Annotated in this window: 24 protein-coding genes and 4 pseudogenes; 15 read left to right on the top strand and 13 right to left on the bottom strand. The window is 58.7% G+C overall.

The window, feature by feature from the left end; translation table 11 throughout:
• Positions 1 to 5: 5 nt before the first annotated feature.
• The 5 genes from ACS5RD_RS08695 to ACS5RD_RS08675 all read right to left on the bottom strand — a co-directional run bounded on the left by ACS5RD_RS08695 (position 6) and on the right by ACS5RD_RS08675 (position 1,533).
• Positions 6 to 545 (bottom strand): DUF3489 domain-containing protein, encoded by a 540-nt coding sequence (locus ACS5RD_RS08695; RefSeq protein WP_489930847.1) that lies wholly within the window; start codon positions 543 to 545, stop codon positions 6 to 8.
• 8 nt (positions 546 to 553) lie between these two features.
• A complete protein-coding gene (locus ACS5RD_RS08690) occupies positions 554 to 778 on the bottom strand; it encodes a hypothetical protein (RefSeq protein WP_489930846.1) in 225 nt (74 codons plus the stop codon).
• Entirely contained in the window at positions 768 to 1,004 is a 237-nt protein-coding gene (locus ACS5RD_RS08685; RefSeq protein ID WP_489930845.1) for a hypothetical protein, read from the bottom strand. The genes ACS5RD_RS08690 and ACS5RD_RS08685 overlap by 11 nt, the downstream gene beginning before the upstream one ends.
• A gap of 88 nt (positions 1,005 to 1,092) precedes the next feature.
• The gene (locus tag ACS5RD_RS08680; protein ID WP_489930844.1) at positions 1,093 to 1,323 is read right to left on the bottom strand and encodes a hypothetical protein; all 231 of its coding nucleotides are present in this window, start codon (positions 1,321 to 1,323) and stop codon (positions 1,093 to 1,095) included.
• 15 nt (positions 1,324 to 1,338) lie between these two features.
• A complete protein-coding gene (locus ACS5RD_RS08675) occupies positions 1,339 to 1,533 on the bottom strand; it encodes a DUF6900 domain-containing protein (RefSeq protein WP_489930843.1) in 195 nt (64 codons plus the stop codon).
• A gap of 116 nt (positions 1,534 to 1,649) precedes the next feature.
• On the opposite strand from ACS5RD_RS08675, the pseudogene ACS5RD_RS08670 reads away from it, so the two are divergent.
• Positions 1,650 to 2,083: pseudogene (locus tag ACS5RD_RS08670) on the top strand (hypothetical protein); the annotation flags it as partial.
• 93 nt (positions 2,084 to 2,176) lie between these two features.
• Here ACS5RD_RS08670 and ACS5RD_RS08665 read toward each other — a convergent pair.
• The 4 genes from ACS5RD_RS08665 to ACS5RD_RS08650 form a co-directional block, all read right to left on the bottom strand.
• The gene (locus ACS5RD_RS08665) at positions 2,177 to 3,070 is read right to left on the bottom strand and encodes a nickel/cobalt transporter (protein ID WP_489930842.1); all 894 of its coding nucleotides are present in this window, start codon (positions 3,068 to 3,070) and stop codon (positions 2,177 to 2,179) included.
• Positions 3,052 to 3,687, bottom strand: coding sequence for a DUF1007 family protein (locus tag ACS5RD_RS08660; RefSeq protein ID WP_489930841.1), 636 nt, complete (start codon positions 3,685 to 3,687; stop codon positions 3,052 to 3,054). Before ACS5RD_RS08660 ends, ACS5RD_RS08665 begins: the two co-directional genes overlap by 19 nt.
• A 53-nt stretch (positions 3,688 to 3,740) precedes the next feature.
• A protein-coding gene (locus tag ACS5RD_RS08655) for an IS5 family transposase (protein ID WP_489927796.1) occupies positions 3,741 to 4,498 on the bottom strand; the annotation gives its coding sequence in 2 pieces (ribosomal slippage) (positions 3,741 to 4,180 and positions 4,180 to 4,498; 759 coding nt in all).
• Positions 4,499 to 4,543: 45 nt separating this feature from the next.
• Complete coding sequence (locus tag ACS5RD_RS08650) at positions 4,544 to 4,675, bottom strand: hypothetical protein (RefSeq protein WP_489930840.1); 132 nt, start codon at positions 4,673 to 4,675, stop codon at positions 4,544 to 4,546.
• Positions 4,676 to 4,705: 30 nt separating this feature from the next.
• On the opposite strand from ACS5RD_RS08650, the pseudogene ACS5RD_RS08645 reads away from it, so the two are divergent.
• Positions 4,706 to 4,846: pseudogene (locus ACS5RD_RS08645) on the top strand (IS3 family transposase); the annotation flags it as partial.
• A 638-nt stretch (positions 4,847 to 5,484) separates the two neighbouring features.
• Here the strand turns inward: ACS5RD_RS08645 and ACS5RD_RS08640 are convergent.
• Both ACS5RD_RS08640 and ACS5RD_RS08635 read right to left on the bottom strand, forming a co-directional pair.
• The gene (locus tag ACS5RD_RS08640) at positions 5,485 to 6,909 is read right to left on the bottom strand and encodes a hypothetical protein (protein ID WP_489930839.1); all 1,425 of its coding nucleotides are present in this window, start codon (positions 6,907 to 6,909) and stop codon (positions 5,485 to 5,487) included.
• A gap of 14 nt (positions 6,910 to 6,923) precedes the next feature.
• Positions 6,924 to 7,286, bottom strand: a complete 363-nt coding sequence (locus ACS5RD_RS08635) for a 3'-5' exonuclease (protein ID WP_489930838.1) — start codon at positions 7,284 to 7,286, stop codon at positions 6,924 to 6,926.
• 151 nt (positions 7,287 to 7,437) lie between these two features.
• Here ACS5RD_RS08635 and ACS5RD_RS08630 point away from each other — a divergent pair.
• The 8 genes and pseudogenes from ACS5RD_RS08630 to ACS5RD_RS08595 all read left to right on the top strand — a co-directional run bounded on the left by ACS5RD_RS08630 (position 7,438) and on the right by ACS5RD_RS08595 (position 12,236).
• Positions 7,438 to 8,195, top strand: a protein-coding gene (locus tag ACS5RD_RS08630) for an IS5 family transposase (RefSeq protein WP_489927796.1) whose coding sequence is annotated in 2 segments (ribosomal slippage) — positions 7,438 to 7,756 and positions 7,756 to 8,195 — 759 coding nt in all. Because the reading frame shifts where the segments join, the coding sequence is not laid out codon by codon here.
• Positions 8,196 to 8,219: 24 nt separating this feature from the next.
• Entirely contained in the window at positions 8,220 to 8,582 is a 363-nt protein-coding gene (locus ACS5RD_RS08625) for an XRE family transcriptional regulator (RefSeq protein ID WP_489930837.1), read from the top strand.
• A gap of 5 nt (positions 8,583 to 8,587) precedes the next feature.
• On the top strand, positions 8,588 to 9,205 hold the full coding sequence (locus ACS5RD_RS08620) for a type IV toxin-antitoxin system AbiEi family antitoxin domain-containing protein (protein ID WP_489930836.1): 618 nt from the start codon (positions 8,588 to 8,590) through the stop codon (positions 9,203 to 9,205).
• Positions 9,198 to 10,055, top strand: a complete 858-nt coding sequence (locus ACS5RD_RS08615) for a nucleotidyl transferase AbiEii/AbiGii toxin family protein (protein ID WP_489930835.1) — start codon at positions 9,198 to 9,200, stop codon at positions 10,053 to 10,055. The genes ACS5RD_RS08620 and ACS5RD_RS08615 overlap by 8 nt, the downstream gene beginning before the upstream one ends.
• A 28-nt stretch (positions 10,056 to 10,083) precedes the next feature.
• Positions 10,084 to 10,218 (top strand): annotated as a pseudogene (locus ACS5RD_RS08610) (phage terminase large subunit family protein); the annotation flags it as partial.
• 304 nt (positions 10,219 to 10,522) lie between these two features.
• Complete coding sequence (locus tag ACS5RD_RS08605; RefSeq protein WP_489931355.1) at positions 10,523 to 10,900, top strand: TetR family transcriptional regulator C-terminal domain-containing protein; 378 nt, start codon at positions 10,523 to 10,525, stop codon at positions 10,898 to 10,900.
• A gap of 372 nt (positions 10,901 to 11,272) precedes the next feature.
• The gene (locus tag ACS5RD_RS08600) at positions 11,273 to 11,860 is read left to right on the top strand and encodes a Panacea domain-containing protein (RefSeq protein WP_489930834.1); all 588 of its coding nucleotides are present in this window, start codon (positions 11,273 to 11,275) and stop codon (positions 11,858 to 11,860) included.
• Positions 11,853 to 12,236, top strand: coding sequence for a hypothetical protein (locus ACS5RD_RS08595; protein ID WP_489930833.1), 384 nt, complete (start codon positions 11,853 to 11,855; stop codon positions 12,234 to 12,236). The genes ACS5RD_RS08600 and ACS5RD_RS08595 overlap by 8 nt, the downstream gene beginning before the upstream one ends.
• Positions 12,237 to 12,354: 118 nt before the next feature.
• Here the strand turns inward: ACS5RD_RS08595 and ACS5RD_RS08590 are convergent, their stop codons facing one another.
• Positions 12,355 to 13,077 (bottom strand): hypothetical protein, encoded by a 723-nt coding sequence (locus tag ACS5RD_RS08590; RefSeq protein ID WP_489930832.1) that lies wholly within the window; start codon positions 13,075 to 13,077, stop codon positions 12,355 to 12,357.
• A gap of 358 nt (positions 13,078 to 13,435) precedes the next feature.
• Positions 13,436 to 13,981 (bottom strand): hypothetical protein, encoded by a 546-nt coding sequence (locus ACS5RD_RS08585; RefSeq protein WP_489930831.1) that lies wholly within the window; start codon positions 13,979 to 13,981, stop codon positions 13,436 to 13,438.
• A gap of 96 nt (positions 13,982 to 14,077) precedes the next feature.
• Between ACS5RD_RS08585 and ACS5RD_RS08580 the strand changes: the two genes are divergently transcribed.
• The 5 genes and pseudogenes from ACS5RD_RS08580 (at position 14,078) to ACS5RD_RS08560 (ending at position 17,286) form a co-directional block, all read left to right on the top strand.
• Positions 14,078 to 14,835, top strand: a protein-coding gene (locus tag ACS5RD_RS08580) for an IS5 family transposase (protein WP_489927796.1) whose coding sequence is annotated in 2 segments (ribosomal slippage) — positions 14,078 to 14,396 and positions 14,396 to 14,835 — 759 coding nt in all. Because the reading frame shifts where the segments join, the coding sequence is not laid out codon by codon here.
• 193 nt (positions 14,836 to 15,028) lie between these two features.
• Positions 15,029 to 15,367, top strand: coding sequence for a hypothetical protein (locus tag ACS5RD_RS08575; protein ID WP_489930830.1), 339 nt, complete (start codon positions 15,029 to 15,031; stop codon positions 15,365 to 15,367).
• A 5-nt stretch (positions 15,368 to 15,372) separates the two neighbouring features.
• Positions 15,373 to 15,828, top strand: a pseudogene (locus ACS5RD_RS08570) (DNA cytosine methyltransferase); the annotation flags it as partial.
• A 55-nt stretch (positions 15,829 to 15,883) separates the two neighbouring features.
• Positions 15,884 to 16,630 (top strand): DNA methyltransferase, encoded by a 747-nt coding sequence (locus ACS5RD_RS08565; protein ID WP_489930829.1) that lies wholly within the window; start codon positions 15,884 to 15,886, stop codon positions 16,628 to 16,630.
• Complete coding sequence (locus ACS5RD_RS08560; protein ID WP_489930828.1) at positions 16,627 to 17,286, top strand: hypothetical protein; 660 nt, start codon at positions 16,627 to 16,629, stop codon at positions 17,284 to 17,286. The genes ACS5RD_RS08565 and ACS5RD_RS08560 overlap by 4 nt, the downstream gene beginning before the upstream one ends.
• Positions 17,287 to 17,311: the final 25 nt, after the last annotated feature.

Raw genomic sequence — 17,311 nt, 5'->3', positions numbered from 1 at the left:
ATCTGTCATTCGGACGGGCGGATCCGGTAGACCCGTCCCCTGACGTCTTCTTTCACCGAGATTACGACCAGCCCCAACTTCTTGCCCAAGGCGCCCGACATGGCTCCCCTCGCAGTGTGAGCCAACCAGCCCGTTGCCGCAATGATCTCGTCCATCGTGGCCCCTTTGGACCCCCGAAGCAGCGAGATCAGCATGGCTTGCTTAGTTCCGGGGCGCGGCGTTGGCACTTTGGGCGCAGGCTCTTCGGCGTCTTGTTTGTGGATCGTGACCACGGCCTTGACCACCGGCTCGATCCCTATGGCCAGCAGCCCCGCGACGGTGACCACCAACGTGGTGCCGTGACCATCGCCGGTTTCACGCCAGAGCGGCTCGCCCCTGCGCAAATTGGCATCGACCTCTTGCAGCCAGCCGCGTTCGATCATCTTGCTGACAGCCATCTTCGCCGCCGCACCGGCCAGCCCCTTGGGCAGCGGCAGCGCGATGTTGTCGGGGCGCTGGGCTCCGGCGCAGAGGACGATGGTCTGGGTTTCGGTGAGTTTCGTCATGGCGTTCCCTATTGGTCGTGGGTGGCAAGGAAGGTGGTGATGCGGACCATCAGATCGTTGTGGCCATTCTCATCGGCCCCGAGGATCACATCGCCATCGTCGTCGCGCTCCAGATCGGCGATCTCGCGCAGCAGGGCGATGGCGTCGTCGCAAGCGGCGAGGCGTTCGACCCCCCATGCGGTGGTAATGGCGTCCTGTTCGATCTGATGGCGCTGGGCGGGATCAAGCGGCATGGTTGGCCTCCCACTTGGCAAAATCGACGGCCATCCCCATGCTGTCCGCGATCTTGCGCAGTATCCCCGGCGATTGGTCTTCCAAGTCGGCGGCGAGCTGGACCTCCGCGACGAAGGTTTCGCGCGGCAGGTGGTCCAGTGTGCCATAGTGCAGGCGCATCGACGCTTCGATCCCGGCAGGGTTCAAGTCGGGTGCCAGTTCGTGCAGCAGCGTCTGGTAGGACATGGTGTCTCCTCTGGATGGGCGGGCGCAAAGCGAGCCCTTCTACGCAAGCAAGCCCAGCCATCGCGGGGCTCGGTCGGTGTGCTTCGGATCAATCGGCGCATTCGCCCTCGCTAAAGGCGATGTCCGTCATCTGGCGCAGCAGACTTGCGTAGCGCTGCAGGTCACCAACATGCCCCCAGTGGATCTCGTCCGGGTTGGCGTGGAAGTGGTCGTCGCTCAGGCCTTTCAGGCGCTCAAGCCGGGCGTCGATTTCGGCTTTGGCCGCCACGAAGGCGGCGAGGGCTTTGTCGTTGGTGGCGGTGGCGCGGCGGGTGGTCATGGTGTGTTCTCCTGTTCAGCGGGTTGCGGCTTTGCCAGCGGCGAAGGCCGCTTCCAGCGCGGCGCGGATCGACCAGACCGCCACATCGTGGAAGTCGAGGCGGTCGCTGTTGCGGGTTTCCAGCGTCTCCAAGCAGAAATGTTTGGCGGCGATTTCCAGCAGCAGGGCATCGCTGGGGCCTTTGGCGGTGGCTGCGGTCTTGGCGGTCATGGCTTGATCTCCGAGGGTGAGTTGCATCGTTCTGGTACAATCAGAGTCGCTCTTTCCAAGAGTGTAATCAACTGAATACCAAGCAATAACATTGCTTTAGGTGAGGTATCGGCGCGATGGACGGCATGAGCGAGCGGGAGTATTCCGGCCATTCCGGGTTGTCGCGCGGGGCCATTCAGAAGGAACGCAAGGCCGGGCGGCTGGTGGTTTACGGGGATGGATCGATCAATGCAGCCGCGTCTGACGCGCGCCGGTGAGAGATGACCGACCCGGCCAAGCGGCACCGCAGCAAGGGCGGCGACAAAGGCTTTTCCGGTCCGGCCGACGGCTCGTCCTATCCAAAAGCCCGCACTGCGCTGACGGTCTACCAGGCGCAGGAACGCCAACTGGCGATTCAGAAGAAGGGCCGCGGGTTGATAGCGCCCGGGCAAAGGCGCTGGTGTTCCGCCTGGCGCTTCAGTAGCGCGATGTCTGGGTGACTCGGCCTATCCGAGTGATGGCGCTGGTCGTCGAACAAATCGCAGCGGAGGTGGAAAGGCAATCGGGCAAAATTGTACGGCTCTCTCGTTCAGCCACGGCATTCTGTTTTCTGGCGCAAGGGCACCAGCACGTACCGCTTAGACCTATCAGACCCATATTGGTCTCAAATAACTTGAACCAAAAGCGACAAAGCAATCACTGCAACCAACGCACCTGCAAGCACTTCAAACCATGGCAAAACACGTGCAATGCTTTGTCCAGGCAGGCTTGCCAATGCCCCTTCGCGCGTCCACACCGCTAGACCGGCAACAGTCACGGTAACGATTGCTGTCCCCAGCCCCATAGCAAAGACCCCGGCCACGCCAGCCAAACCAATGCCCAGTTGCCATGTCAAAATCAGCAAAAACAGCGCCCCAGAGCATGGCCTCATGGCGATTCCTGCGATCAATGCCGCAACATCACGCCAACCGGTCAGGTTGTCCAGGTCCTCGACTTTGGGACCATGGGCATGTCCACAGTGTTCGTCATGGACATGGCTTGAATCGTCCTGAGTTTGGCGCTGAGTTTGGCGATGCAACCCGCGCAATCCCCGCCACATCAGCCACATTCCGACACCGATGATTGCAATAGTGCCGACCGGCGCCATGATCTCATCGGCAACGCCATGCGCTTGCTCGCGCGTCCAACCCAACAAGGCAACGCCCGTATAGACGAAACCCACAGCAACAGCCGCCTGAGCCAAACTTGCGGCCAAGGAAATCGCAGACAGCGTTAACAGCGGTACCCGACGCCCCAGCCCAAAGCCACCAATCACGACCTTGCCGTGTCCAGGGCCAGCTGCGTGCAAAAATCCATAACTGAAACAAACAGTCAGCAATGCAGTAAGGGCTCCAGGTTGCGCCCTTTTGATTTTGCGCACGGCAGACGCCAAGGCATTTTGGATTTCGCGTTGTCCGGCAAGGATCCAAGCTTGCAGAGCCGTAAAACCACCGGAGAGCCACAAAATCAGAAGGGAAACTGCCAATACGACGCCGAGAACTAAGAGTGCGCGGCGCATGTTACACGAACCCCCTCGGCGAAGATGGCCCCAAGAGCGGGAAACTCATTTTCGACATCCCCTGGCAAAGCCGCAATCGCAGCATCGAGTTTTTCATTTGCAGCCTTCATGTCCGGTCTTTGAATTTGAGCGTTGCAGTCTGGTCGCCCGGTCACTTTGGGTTCCCCCACAATGTAATACCCCGAATACAGGCTGGGATCATAGACCTGTATGACCAGCGGGTCAGAACCAAGAGCAACGGGTGGGATGAGACGTCGAAAATGCGACGTCGTAATTTTTGCATCGGCATAGGCCGCAGTCCAGTCCGACGGCCCAGACAGTTGCAAAGGAACCGCGCCATTTAGTGCGAACGTATCGCCGGGGTAACCTTCATCCCAGTGCATATCAAACCCAGACAGCGCTGTTGTCTCTGTTGGCGTAAGCTTTCCATCAAAGTCTACGTCCATCCCCCTATCGGCGATAAACTGAAGTGACGTAAGATCATCATAGGTCCAGGTAATTCGGACGCCTTCTGCCTCACCTGCCGTGTTGAAAGAGATTTCGAGCTGTGTATCAACAAAAATATGCGGATGCGCATTGGCTGGCGTACCAAGGACCGTTGACAGCACGATGATCATCGAACGTCGGTTCATAGATGGATCAGTCCTTTAGGGTCCAGACTCATTGATCGTCAAAGCCAGAACAAGACGGTTGCGGCGAGAGCGACGGCGGAGAGGAAGACTTTTGGGCATCTGTCGTAACGTGTTGCCACCCGCCGCCAGTCTTTGAGACGGCCAAACATGATCTCAATCCGATTGCGGCGTTTGTATCGGCGTTTATCGTATTTGACAGGCTTCGCGCGTGACTTCCGGCCGGGGATGCAAGGCGTGATCCCCTTGTTTTTCAGGGCGTCTCGGAACCAGTCGGCGTCATAACCCCGGTCAGCCAGCAGCCACGTCGCTTTGGGTAAGCTGCCCAGTAAGGCCGCAGCGCCGGTGTAATCGCTGACCTGACCTGCGGTCATGAAGAAGCGGATCGGTCGGCCGTTTTCGTCAGTGACGGCATGCAGTTTGGTATTCATGCCACCTTTGGTCCGGCCAATCAGACGACCGCGCCCCCCTTTTTCACCCCAAGGCTTGAAGCCGTGCGGTGCGCCTTGAGATAGGTCGCGTCGATCATCACCGTCTTCGGGACCGCCGCCTCGGAGGCCAACCCTTCCATCATCCGGGCAAAGACGCCCATGTCGCCCCATCGCTTCCAACGGTTGTAAAGCGTCTTCGCCGGGCCGTATTCCTTCGGCGCGTCAGACCAACGCAAGCCATTGCGATTGATGAAGATAATGCCGCTCAAGACCCGACGATCATCGACACGCGGCACCCCGTGGCTCTTGGGAAAGAAGGGTTTAAGTCGAGCCATCTGCTCGTCCGTCAGCCAGTAAAGGTTGCTCATTGCTCAGTCTCCTTGCGGAGCCTGAATCACGGCTGCGTTGCAAAATCAATAGGTCCTGACCCTAGGAAAGTCGCGTGGGCTACTACGCCCATCACCAGGTGCAAGATTCACATGGACAGAAGCCGATTTTCCGCCCGGAACGGCACGAATAACTTCTGCTGCCAGCAACAGGGTCATCGGCGTCAGAAGGTAGCGATCCGAATAGCTGAGGCCGTCGAATACGCAACGCTGGAATGGGTGGACTGGTTTAACAATCGCCGTCTGCTCGAGCCCATCGGGAACATCCCACCCGCAGAAGCCGAAGCCAACTACTACGCAGCACTGGAAACTGAACCCATGGCCGCGTAACTAACGTCAATCAGCCTCCGGCAAACCCGGAGCGGTTCATACCTTGAACGCTGCGTCGTGGTTCCTGCGTTTCGACATGTTCTGATCTGCTCGTCTTGGGGATCAGCAGACCTCAGATCGTAGCTTCCGTCACTGTCCGATTTTCGGGGGGTAGCTCAATCGCCCGACCCGCTGCACGCGATGAAAGTTCCGCGCGCCGGGCAATTGCTCAAACCGCGCCGACAGGCGTAAATGTGCTCTGCCCCCGGAAAACTCTATCATCCGGCGGTCCAGAGAAGGGGAGCAACGCAAATGACCAATGGGCTCCGGTCGTGGCTGGATGAAATATCGGTGGCAGGTCACTTTCGGGGGGGATTACCCCCCCCGTTGCCCAACCCGCCCAATTGGGCAAAACTCAAAACCGGAGTCTCGCTCACCCTGGATAAAAGTCGGGGGCAACGTCACTCCCAAGAAGCTGACCGATCTAACGCAGGCTCGATCCCCGCCGATGTTCCGCAAACTTCACGCCACGTTCCTCGGAATCCAGGTACTTGTAGTGTCTTTCCATGGCAACATCCTATGCACTTCGGCCTGTAGGTGTCGCACTTCAATCTTGAGGGTGAGGACCGGGGTCAGACCTTCTCTGGCGATTTCTGTTATTAATCAGGCATATCCTTCTCGGAGAACAGATCAATTTTTTGATCGGCTAACTGTTCATCGCTATTCTTAGAGGGGACTTTGGGGACTGCTTTTTTGCTTCCAGAGCGTCGTTTGATTAATCTCTCCTCCTTTGGAACTACCAAGTCATTGTCTGTTGGCTTTGTCTCGACGTGGGTGACAATTGAAGAAGCCGCAGTAGGCACATTGGAAGCTTCATGGGTTACAGTCACGGGTTGCGTCTTGCCCTCTAGACCAGCAACCACTGTGACGATCTCGGGATCCGCATCTGAAGATGCACTTCCGTCGCTTCCAAACTCGTTCTCGGTGATTGATTTAGGCACGGCTGCAGAGGGCAATTTGGACGCCTCCGTTAACACAGCGCGATCGGATAACTCCATTTTTTCATTTCCCCCGAGCAGCCCTCCTGCCCAACCAACTGGAAAATCCGCCTGAGCTTGAAGAGCGACCACGGCAGTTCCAGGCAACAATTGTCCGAGGGCCAACAATGCAGTGGACAATATGATGCTTCGTCCGTTGGGATCAGCTTGAAAAGCGAGGTCCGATAGAATCTGGAGATCCGAAAATAGTGTCTCAAAATCGGGCTCGTGCCCAACATTCATGCGTAGCGCATGATGCTCCCCGGTCGCCACTGCTACCAACTCTAACATCTCGATCCGGTCGAGAGGGAGTTTGGCGAGGGCATTCGAAAAGGCGGCGTCAGCTTTCGGGAAAAAGGCGGCAGTCAACTGCCCGGACGACGCACAAGATTGGATGTAGGGTCTTGATGCCTCACGCCAGGCCGCATCCTTATCAGGGGCTAGAAGTTTTCCTTGTTCTGCCGCAAGGGCCATATGAATCCACGTTTCCGCGGAGGTTCCGGCGATCTTCTCGTGCAGCGCAGAATTCTCAGCAAGAAGCCGAGACATGTCTCCCAGGGACTGCCTAGTCTTCACAAGACGCTGCTCTTGCTGGCTTTGCAGCTCAGACGGCCAAGGCTGCGCCCATGCCCAACTCCAGATCCGACGTGCCTGCTGATCGGCACTTTCGCTTTTGTAGCGCGCTTTCCAGTCAGCCCATGCGTCCCGGATACCTTCAGTTGCAAGCTCGAGATCAGCATTCATCCGCTTCGCTGCGGGTGAAAGCAGTCTGGAACTCCGCTCTGACAGTGCTTCGAATCTGGTGCCATCCAAAGAAAGAAAAAGCATGCCATTGCCGAAGTTGCGCGGCGGCCTGTTAATTTCAGCGACAAGAAAAGCGTCGTCGGCAGGTTCCAGATCAGGCGCGAACTGAAGAGAGTTCAGAAAAGCCGATGCGGCGCAATCATTCGTACACCAGATAACACGCTGCGCCGAGACGCGGAGGGCCCCTCTATCGTTCCAACTTAACCATTCAAGGAAACTAACCACTACTATATGTCGATGCATGGAATGGCTCCCCTTCAGAAAAATAATTCATCGACTACGTTTGTAGGGCCAGCAGGCGAAATTCTGGTAATGACGTCATCCGGCAAATTGTCAAATGGTGCCTCCATCGCCCCCTTCGAGTGAGTCAAGAAAAGGTTCTCAAAAGTTCTGGTCACGCCGACGAAGCAAACTCGGGGCTGAAAAGGCTCCGATGGAGCAATGGTATTGTTCGGCCCACGGTTCAAACTCGGCAGAAATACATTCTTGAAATCAAGTCCCTTTGCGCTGTGCATCGTCATGAGATAGACGTGGGGGCCGTTTTCGCCATGGTTCAGCGTGCCCACCTTATTGCCGTAGTAGCTTAACGGGATGCCAGCTGCATGCATTGCGTCGTTCATGTTGATGTATCGTTCGGTCAGATCGCGCGGATGTTCAGACGGTAAGGGGATGGCTCGCACATCGAAAACCGTTTCGTAAAATTGTCTTAGGGTCAGGACCTATTGATTTTGCAACGCAGCCGTGATTCAGGCTCCGCAAGGAGACTGAGCAATGAGCAACCTTTACTGGCTGACGGACGAGCAGATGGCTCGACTTAAACCCTTCTTTCCCAAGAGCCACGGGGTGCCGCGTGTCGATGATCGTCGGGTCTTGAGCGGCATTATCTTCATCAATCGCAATGGCTTGCGTTGGTCTGACGCGCCGAAGGAATACGGCCCGGCGAAGACGCTTTACAACCGTTGGAAGCGATGGGGCGACATGGGCGTCTTTGCCCGGATGATGGAAGGGTTGGCCTCCGAGGCGGCGGTCCCGAAGACGGTGATGATCGACGCGACCTATCTCAAGGCGCACCGCACGGCTTCAAGCCTTGGGGTGAAAAAGGGGGGCGCGGTCGTCTGATTGGCCGGACCAAAGGTGGCATGAATACCAAACTGCATGCCGTCACTGACGAAAACGGCCGACCGATCCGCTTCTTCATGACCGCAGGTCAGGTCAGCGATTACACCGGCGCTGCGGCCTTACTGGGCAGCTTACCCAAAGCGACGTGGCTGCTGGCTGACCGGGGTTATGACGCCGACTGGTTCCGAGACGCCCTGAAAAACAAGGGGATCACGCCTTGCATCCCCGGCCGGAAGTCACGCGCGAAGCCTGTCAAATACGATAAACGCCGATACAAACGCCGCAATCGGATTGAGATCATGTTTGGCCGTCTCAAAGACTGGCGGCGGGTGGCAACACGTTACGACAGATGCCCAAAAGTCTTCCTCTCCGCCGTCGCTCTCGCCGCAACCGTCTTGTTCTGGCTTTGACGATCAATGAGTCTGGACCCTAAGATGGGCACAGTTGTGCCGAAAAAGGGCACAACTGTGCACCTCAATGCGGATCAGGCCGCATATCGCAAGGCCATCGCTGCCGCACTGCGCGCGGAATTGGGCCAGACCCACCAAGCCGTCAAGACAGCGATGCGCTGGACGGGGGCGAGCGAACGCACTGTCAAGTATTGGCTTTCCGGCGAACGGGGACCGAGCGGAGAGCACCTGATCGTGCTCGCACAACACTCCGACACGGTGCTTTTGACACTTCTTGCCATGGCCGAACGGCTGGCGGACAGGCGGCACAGATGTGCTGGTTGCCCTGAGCGCCTCCTTGTGTTACAAAACCTAGGACAAAAACCAAGTCTGTCCGAGGATTTCTAACGCCGATGATCGCGGATCACAGCCAACGTGCCCGAATGATCGACTTCATGGAGGCTCATGCACCAGCCCGGTCCAGGGATCTGGCGGCGATTGGCGTGGCCGCGACGGCAATATCGCGCGCAGTTGCCGAGGGCGCTGTTGTTCGTATCGGACGCGGTCTTTACCAACTGCCAGACAGCGAACCGGATCTGCATTCGGCGCTGATCGAGATCGCAAAGCGGGCTCCGAAAGCAGTGATCTGCCTGACTTCGTCGCTGTCCTTTCACCAACTGACCGACCAGCTGCCACGCAAAATCTGGATCGCAGTTGGCGCGAAGGATTGGGCCCCGAAGATCGACTATCCCCAAATCCGCGTTGTTCGGTTTCGCGAACCCTATCTGACGAACGGGCTTGAGGTTCACAACATCCACGGCGTCGATGTGCGGGTGTATTCCATCACCAAATCGATTGCTGACGCCTTCAGAAACCCGAAGCTGGTTGACCGGTCTGTGGCCATCGAGGCCATGAAGTCTGCCCTCAACGAGCGCAAGGCAACGCCGGGACAACTGGCAGAGGCCGCCCAGCAAAACGGGGCATGGAACCAGATGCGCCCCTATCTGGAGGCGCTGACATCCAATGGCTAAGCAACCCAAGGATATCGCAGCCTCCGTCCGGCAGCGCCTGCTCAACCTGGCACGGCAAGAGGGGCAGGTCTTCGATGTCGTCCTCGTTGCCTTTGGCCTCGAGCGGCTGGTCTACCGCCTGTCGGTCTCTGATTATCGTGATCGCTTCGTCCTGAAAGGCGGAATGCTGGTCACGCTCTGGACGGCCGACACTGGCAGGTTCACGCGGGACATAGATTTCCTGGCATTTGGGTCTGACGAAGAAGCCGCGTTGAAAGAAGCCTTTTCAACGATCCTTGCGATCGACGGCGGTGACGGCTTGATCTATGACGCAGCCAATCTGACGGCCGCCCCGATCCGCGAAGATCAGGTTTACGGCGGCATGCGCCTGCGCACGACCGCCTATTTGGGAACCACCCAGATTCCGATTACCGTGGACCTCGGGTTCGGCGATGCCCTCGGCGACCCAAAATACCAGATCGACTACGGCTCCCTTTTGGATTTCCCGACGGCATCCATACGTGCCTATTCCCCTGCGACCGTAATCGCCGAGAAGTTTCAGGCGGTGGTCGCGCTGGGCATCGCCAACAGCAGGATGAAAGATTTCTATGATCTGTGGACACTGCCAAAGGCGGTCAAGATCGATAGCCAAGAACTGGCTGACACGATCAGGGGAACGTTCAGCCGGAGGGAAACCGCCATACCGACGACCTGTCCGGTGGGCTTGTCACCCGAGTTTTCGACCGAACAAGGCAAGGAAACGCAATGGAGCGCGTACTCCAGAGGAACCACGCTTGAAGGAAAGCCGCTGGAAGAAATCACCGCGGAAATATGGTCGTGGATGGAACCAGCATGTCAGTCAGCATCATGAAGCCCGTCGCTGCACGCCAATGCCCGCGTATGCATGGCTGTCGTCGCGTGCCAGCGCTGAACCGGGGCGTTATCGCACAGCCCGGACGCCCTACCTGCGCGAGATCATGGATGCGCTGTCGCCCCGCCACCCGGCGCAGCGCATCTCGTTTATGAAGGCGGCACCGCTCGATGAACGCATCGTCGCCATTCAGGACGCGCTGACAAAGTTCGTCCCACCTGCCGAGCGTGCTGCCGTGGCCTCGGCCCTCTTCGGCGACAAGGCAGCTCTTGCCTTCAGCCGGATCGACAGCGCCACGCTGCGCCAAGCCTCCCAGGACATCACGGACTTCGGGGTGGCGGTTTCCGATCAGGACGCCGATCAGATCCGGACGGCAGGTGATGCAATCGACCGGCTAGGTCTGGTCTGGCTTGGGCTCACGAACCAACTGACGGTGGCGGTGGCACCGGCTCTGGAGACGGTGGCCAATGCGCTGGCCGATGCCACGCGGACGGGCGGAATATTCCAGACCAGCATCGCTTTCCTCGGCGATCACATCGGCGAGATTGCCAGCATCGCAGGTGCCTTGCCTTCTTGGTGGCCTCGGCCAAGAGCTGTCGGGTGTCAGCGAGGTGTTTCGACAGAAGATCGAAGCTTGCTTTTCCGCAATTGCCCAACGGGTGGCTGGTTGCCTGGAAGAAGCGCGGCAACTTGGCCAAGTCGCCGCAGATACCAATGTGCGGCAGATGGCCGACCTGCTGGTTAATTGCTGGGAGGGGGCTGCCCTGCGGAGCCGCCTGCGGCGGAACCCGACCTCGCTTGACGAGATGCTCAACTTCTACTTGGGCGCAGTGGTCAGTGGTTGATCGCTGAATGCGTGATGTCGAACGCATTTTCTTCCAAATGGCAAATCTGAGCGCGGTCGGCAGCCCGCTACGCAGTGCGCGTGGGACCCTAAACTGTTCCTCGCGCGGCAACTTCGGGCGGGGGAAAGCGGACGCCCTCAGCCGGTGGGAGCAGGTCACGTCAGCACCAGGAAAGCGGACCTTGGTGCCAAAGATGGCCACCGCACCAGTGCCGCGGGCATAAAGGGTGGAAAGCGGTCAAGCGGCATAGCGGCGTCGCACCCATAGAATTCAGCGCATCCGCTGCACGGCCACAACATGTTCACTTTTTTCTCGCATATCTTGGAATTCTGGTAGATTCCTTTACATGCAGCGACCATAGAGGTCCGAGTGATGAGCAACGCTATCCCTGAGCATGTCGAGATGAAGCCTAACGTGGACCGCATCGTGGCCGCGCTATACTTCGTTATGGTCGAATCCCAGCGGCGAGGCCGAAACGTGTCGCAGTATGATCTGGTCAAAACACTGTTCCTCGCAGACCGTGCCCATCTGAACGAATGGGGAAGGCCAGTAACATACGATAACTACTGTGCGATGTTTCACGGGCCGGTCCCATCGCTCGCCTATGATCTTCTCAAAGGAAATGAGAAGGCTATGCGTGACCATCAACTTCATGGTGTGCCTTGGAAATCGGTTCCGCACATCAAGTCGACGAAGCATTTCTTCCCCGTCGATGAAGCTTTGGATCCTCAAGATTTTCTGTCAGCGAGCGATATCGAGGTTTTGACTCAATCGCTCGGTGTGGTTCAGTCGTTGGGCTTTAGTCAGATTCGACGGCTGACTCACGAAGACCCCGCTTACGTCGATGCTTGGCGTGAAGATGGTGGTCGAGCGGCCTATGCCATGAAGCTCGGCCTGCTTTTCGAGGAGCCAAATTTCGAGCAAGCCGCCACGTTGGCTGAATACTCGTCGTATGTATGAAGCTGGTGATGTCATCCGCTTCCACTCGACCATCGCAGGCAAGGAAAAATTTCACCTTTGCCTTGGTCGGACAGAGCACGAGACGATCTTCGCATTTCTTTTTCTGAACTCCGGCTCCGGATTCAAAGGTGATTGCGTCTTGGAGGATGGCCAAATTCCGGGCTTGCCAAAGTCGCCCACTGGGAAGTCTGTCGTGTCATTTTCACTGCTCGTAAGGGTAAGGGAAGACAAACTTCCCGTCTTGGGCGCAACCAAAACCGGCGCGATAGATGCGCATCTTGCAGGCGAACTGGCTTCCTTCGCCAAAGCAGTCAGGTCGCTCACACGGCAAGAACAGGCGTTTGTTGTTTCGGCGCTCGAGAGCCTCTTCATCTAACCGACTATTCCAATTGTGCATTGCTGCATTTGGCGGCGAATGGCCGTTTAAGGGCAAGCCGGACCGCAGCATAGCATGACCCGCTTATTGTATTCTATGGGCCGGTTACGTAGGCCAACTATTGAACGGAGATAGGCTGCAGCATGCGATCGGTATCCAGTCTCATCGCACTGCGCCACAGCTGTGTTTTGAAGACGTGGTGAAGGTGCTTGCCCTCGCGCTCTCCACGGGTCTGGACCAGAAGCCCTGCCCATTCAAGCGGGCGCAGAACGCAGGAGGAGAACGCCGCCATTTCGCGCCATCCTGCGTTGTCCCAATCATGCTCCTCGCCGTAGAAGGCCGCGAACAGCGCCCTCTCGGTGGTGCCATGGTCGGCCTCGACGTTGATGACGTTCATCCACACATCCCATTTGCCGAAGGGACGATCTTCAAAACGGGCATAGGAGGAGTGGTCAATCTTGAGAACGAAGAAGGGGATGAGTTCGGCAAACAGCGGCGCTGGCGCGTCCGCCAGTTCTGCACCACGCTTGGTCAGACGGAATTCGCCTTTGAAGTGGCGCGCCAGGCGCAGGGTGATCAGAAGCTGGTGCAGCACCTCGAGCGGAGGGAATTCGTATTCATTGATGACCTTGCTGTAGCGGAACATTTCTTCAGCGCTTTTTCCGGGCCAGTCAAAATGTTCGACCGCCCAATGCACAAAGACGCGCTTGAAGGCCATTGTTTTAGTCAGGCCGATGGCCCCGTGCTCCTGCGCATACCGAAGCGTCAGCAGCGCAGCCCGCAACAGCGGCGAGCATGCCAGGTCAGGATGGTCATCAGGAAGGGTGCGGAACTCGATCATGGCGCGATGCTGCCACAAGGATTACGGTCGGGCCAGACTCAAATGGTCGATGGCGGCAAAATCGGGATTTATGGGTAGGCGATTGATTTCCCACCACTTTTTCAGCGCGACTCTTCAAACGTTGATGTGGCGTTGATGTGTTTTGCACAAGCAAAAACCCGACTGTTTAGGTCTGGTTCTAAGTATCTGATATGTTTATTAGATTTGGTTGCGGGGACAGGCAGCCACTACAGTCGAACTGGACCGATTTGCCGCGTATGAATTAACATGTTCCAGAGACGGCATAAAGTCTCTTGGAATCGGACATAAACACGCATACGAATTCCGACAGTTCCCGAACGTTGACCCGCCTAGATTATCAGAGCATGAAACTCTCTGTGCCAGAAAAATCTGGACTAGAGAAAATGCCGAACATGGTACCGTCATTGAGGATGCTGATCGGCGCAGTGACATCGTCGCTGTCCCGACGTCGTGAGCGATAGCCGCGCAGTGCATCTGAGGAACCCTGTATCGCGGAACTAACTGCACGAAGTGCATCGACCTCGATTCCAACAACAAAACGCGTGTGAGCAAAGGCCGAAGGCCGCCCGAGAAAACCGGACACTGCAAAAAATCGGTCTCGAACTCTAAGGATTTGCATCCGAACTTCAGTCGTCTCACTGTAGGCTTCTCGACTGTCGGGCGCAGACAACAACCGACTGGAAGCGCCCGGCAAACCCATGATTTTCAACCAAGCGGCGTAATTCTGCCGTCTAACCCAGTCGGGAGGCAGCTCGATCTGGAAATCACCCGTCTGTTCAGGCGGATCGACGAAAACGATTGACGAGGGCGTCAAGTTTCCGGTTTCCCGCAAGCAAGAATATACTGCATAGCCCTTGCCCGGACTGGGAGTGACTATAGCCATCCATGGATCAACCTGCTCCTTTAGTGCCTTCTTAGGGTCAGGACCTATTGATTTTGCAACGCAGCCGTGATTCAGGCTCCGCAAGGAGACTGAGCAATGAGCAACCTTTACTGGCTGACGGACGAGCAGATGGCTCGACTTAAACCCTTCTTTCCCAAGAGCCACGGGGTGCCGCGTGTCGATGATCGTCGGGTCTTGAGCGGCATTATCTTCATCAATCGCAATGGCTTGCGTTGGTCTGACGCGCCGAAGGAATACGGCCCGGCGAAGACGCTTTACAACCGTTGGAAGCGATGGGGCGACATGGGCGTCTTTGCCCGGATGATGGAAGGGTTGGCCTCCGAGGCGGCGGTCCCGAAGACGGTGATGATCGACGCGACCTATCTCAAGGCGCACCGCACGGCTTCAAGCCTTGGGGTGAAAAAGGGGGGCGCGGTCGTCTGATTGGCCGGACCAAAGGTGGCATGAATACCAAACTGCATGCCGTCACTGACGAAAACGGCCGACCGATCCGCTTCTTCATGACCGCAGGTCAGGTCAGCGATTACACCGGCGCTGCGGCCTTACTGGGCAGCTTACCCAAAGCGACGTGGCTGCTGGCTGACCGGGGTTATGACGCCGACTGGTTCCGAGACGCCCTGAAAAACAAGGGGATCACGCCTTGCATCCCCGGCCGGAAGTCACGCGCGAAGCCTGTCAAATACGATAAACGCCGATACAAACGCCGCAATCGGATTGAGATCATGTTTGGCCGTCTCAAAGACTGGCGGCGGGTGGCAACACGTTACGACAGATGCCCAAAAGTCTTCCTCTCCGCCGTCGCTCTCGCCGCAACCGTCTTGTTCTGGCTTTGACGATCAATGAGTCTGGACCCTAAGTAAACCTGTAAAGGAGGAGGAGGATGCGCAAGCGCGAGATTCCGATTTTGATCGGTTTTTCGCAAAGCTGCTGAATGCGCTGGGCTTTGCAGCCAACGCCACTCTGCCCGCGTGGTGGCAGGGATCGCCAGCGCGGCTCCATGTCCGCCGCTGGCGGGATGACCTCGGGTTGACCGAGGACCGGATTATTGAGGTCGCCACCGAGAGCCGGGGTGATCATCCCAACCCGCCCGATGGGCCGAAAGCCCTCGACAGGTTCATGGAACGCGCCGCCCAGCGCGATGCGCAAACTGCCGCCGCAGATGCCAGCGGCCAGAAAGCCAAACGGCAGCGCAAGGGCGAAGTGAAGCCTCCGCTCAGCGACGACGAAAAGGCGGCGTTCTACGCAAAGATGGTCAATGCCGACGGCTATCTGCCCCAGAGCGTGATCAGCAACACCATCCGTGATGCCATGCTGGTGCGGGGCCTCGTCACGCCGGAACGCCTGCGCGAGCGGGGGGTGCGGTGAATGGCATGGTGTCACGTCCCCGGCACGGATTGTCCCTCTGCGCTGGCGGCGGAGGCTTGGATCTGGGCGTCATGCTCGCCGAACCCGGTTTCCACACCCGCGCCTTTGTCGAATGGGAAGGTTACCCCCGAAGCGTCCTCATCGCCGCCCAGCGCGCGGGATATTTCGCATCCGCGCCAATCTGGGATGATCTCCGCAGCTTCGATGTCCGGTCCTTCCACGGAGCATTCGACATCGTCCTTGCCGGATATCCCTGCCAGCCCTTCAGTGCCGCTGGCAAACGCGAGGGTGCCAACGACCCCCGGCACCTCTGGCCCGAGGTCACCCGGGTCATCGGGGAATGTTTACCAGAATGGGTTTTCCTCGAAAACGTCTCAGGTCACGTCACCCTCGGCCTTGAATCCGTGCTGCGAGAGCTTTGGCACATGGGCTACACGCCTGCGGCGGGCCTGTTCAGCGCGGCAGAAGTCGGCGCGGCGCACCAGCGATTGCGCATCTTCATCCTGGCCCACACCGATGAGCCTGCATCCCGGCACGGCGAACTACAACCCGGCCGGGAACAGCGACTTTACCCGCAAGGCCGAGGCGCTGGCGCTGGGCATCACCAACTGGTCGACGCCGAAGGGATCGGATGGGGCGAAGGGTGGGCCGGGCCAGAGCTATGGCTCGGGCGGGATGCCTCCCCTGCCAGCGCAGGCGGCGCAATGGCAAACGCCGGTGGCCGACGATCAGGTCGACCGGCTGCGCGGCAAGATCAACAGCCGGGGCGAGCCGAAGCTCAGTGCGCAGGCAATCCAATGGCCGACACCGGCAGCGCAGAACTGGAAGGGCAGCAGCCCGGCCAGCGTAACCCGCGCCGACGGCAAGTCACGGATGGATATCCTGCACTACCGGGCGGAACAGGGCTTCACCCACCCGGTCCCGCCGATCACGCCGCATGGGCTGCAGCCCTCGCACCACGCCCCGATCTCGCGCCCGCTGTGGGCTTTGATGATTGCATCGCATGGGCGTGTCGTGTCGCGCAGGGTCTTGAAAGCCCGGGCGCGGCGGCGGCTGAACCCGTTGTTCGTCGGCTGGTTGATGGGCTGGCCCATCGGTCACGCGCTCTGCGCCTGCTCGGAAACGGAGTTCACCCACTGGCAGCAGCGCACGCGTGGCGTGCTCTCGCGGCTGCCCATGGCCTCGGGCCCGTGGATCTGGCGGCCGATGGATGGGCCGGAGCGCCCAGCACAGATGACCCTGTTTGAAGGAATGCAGCCATGAGCATGCAGGGACGGATCAGTCGCGCTGGCGGTGCTCGGGTCAAACGCGCGCTGTGCGTGCAGGCGATCCTCGAATGGGCCTTTCGGGTGGAAAAAGCGCAGTTGGAACTGCCGCAGCGGCGCGACATCGACGAAGAAGGGTTCGGCTTTGGTATGGAATACGTGCTGATCCAGCGCGCGCGGCTGGGGTGCAAGGTTGATGGCGGTGGCCATAAATCGCAGTCCTACACCCATGAGGATGCCGAGGTCGTGGCTGCAACTTTGGCCGGGATGCCCGACAGATTGGGCGGGAACCGCATGGCGATCTACGTCGCCGAACTGGCGCGCGCGGGGATGACGCCAGACTGGCTCCCCGGCGTCGTTCCACGCTGCGTGCCGGTGGAGACTAAGAGCAACCAGCATGGCGAGCGATCCACCACGGTGGTGGTGGGCGTGGAACGCGTGCTGCACCGCGGGCGCTGGCGCACGGTCGAGGTTCTGGCATGCCCAGTGACCTGGAGGCCGCACCCAGAGCAGATCGCCTCCGCCCGGCGCGGCTATGAGGATTGGTGGCAGGCGCTGGATTGGGTGCGGGACGGGCTGCTGGCGGGTGGCATGTTGCGGGAGGTCGAGGTGACGGCGGCGATGCCGAAGGTGCGGCCGTGGGTAAGTAGGTGACATCGACGAAGAGGGCGGTAAGCAG

This window comes from Cypionkella sp. PAMC25878, assembly GCF_058135695.1.
This window is presented reverse-complemented; position numbering and strand designations above follow the sequence as displayed.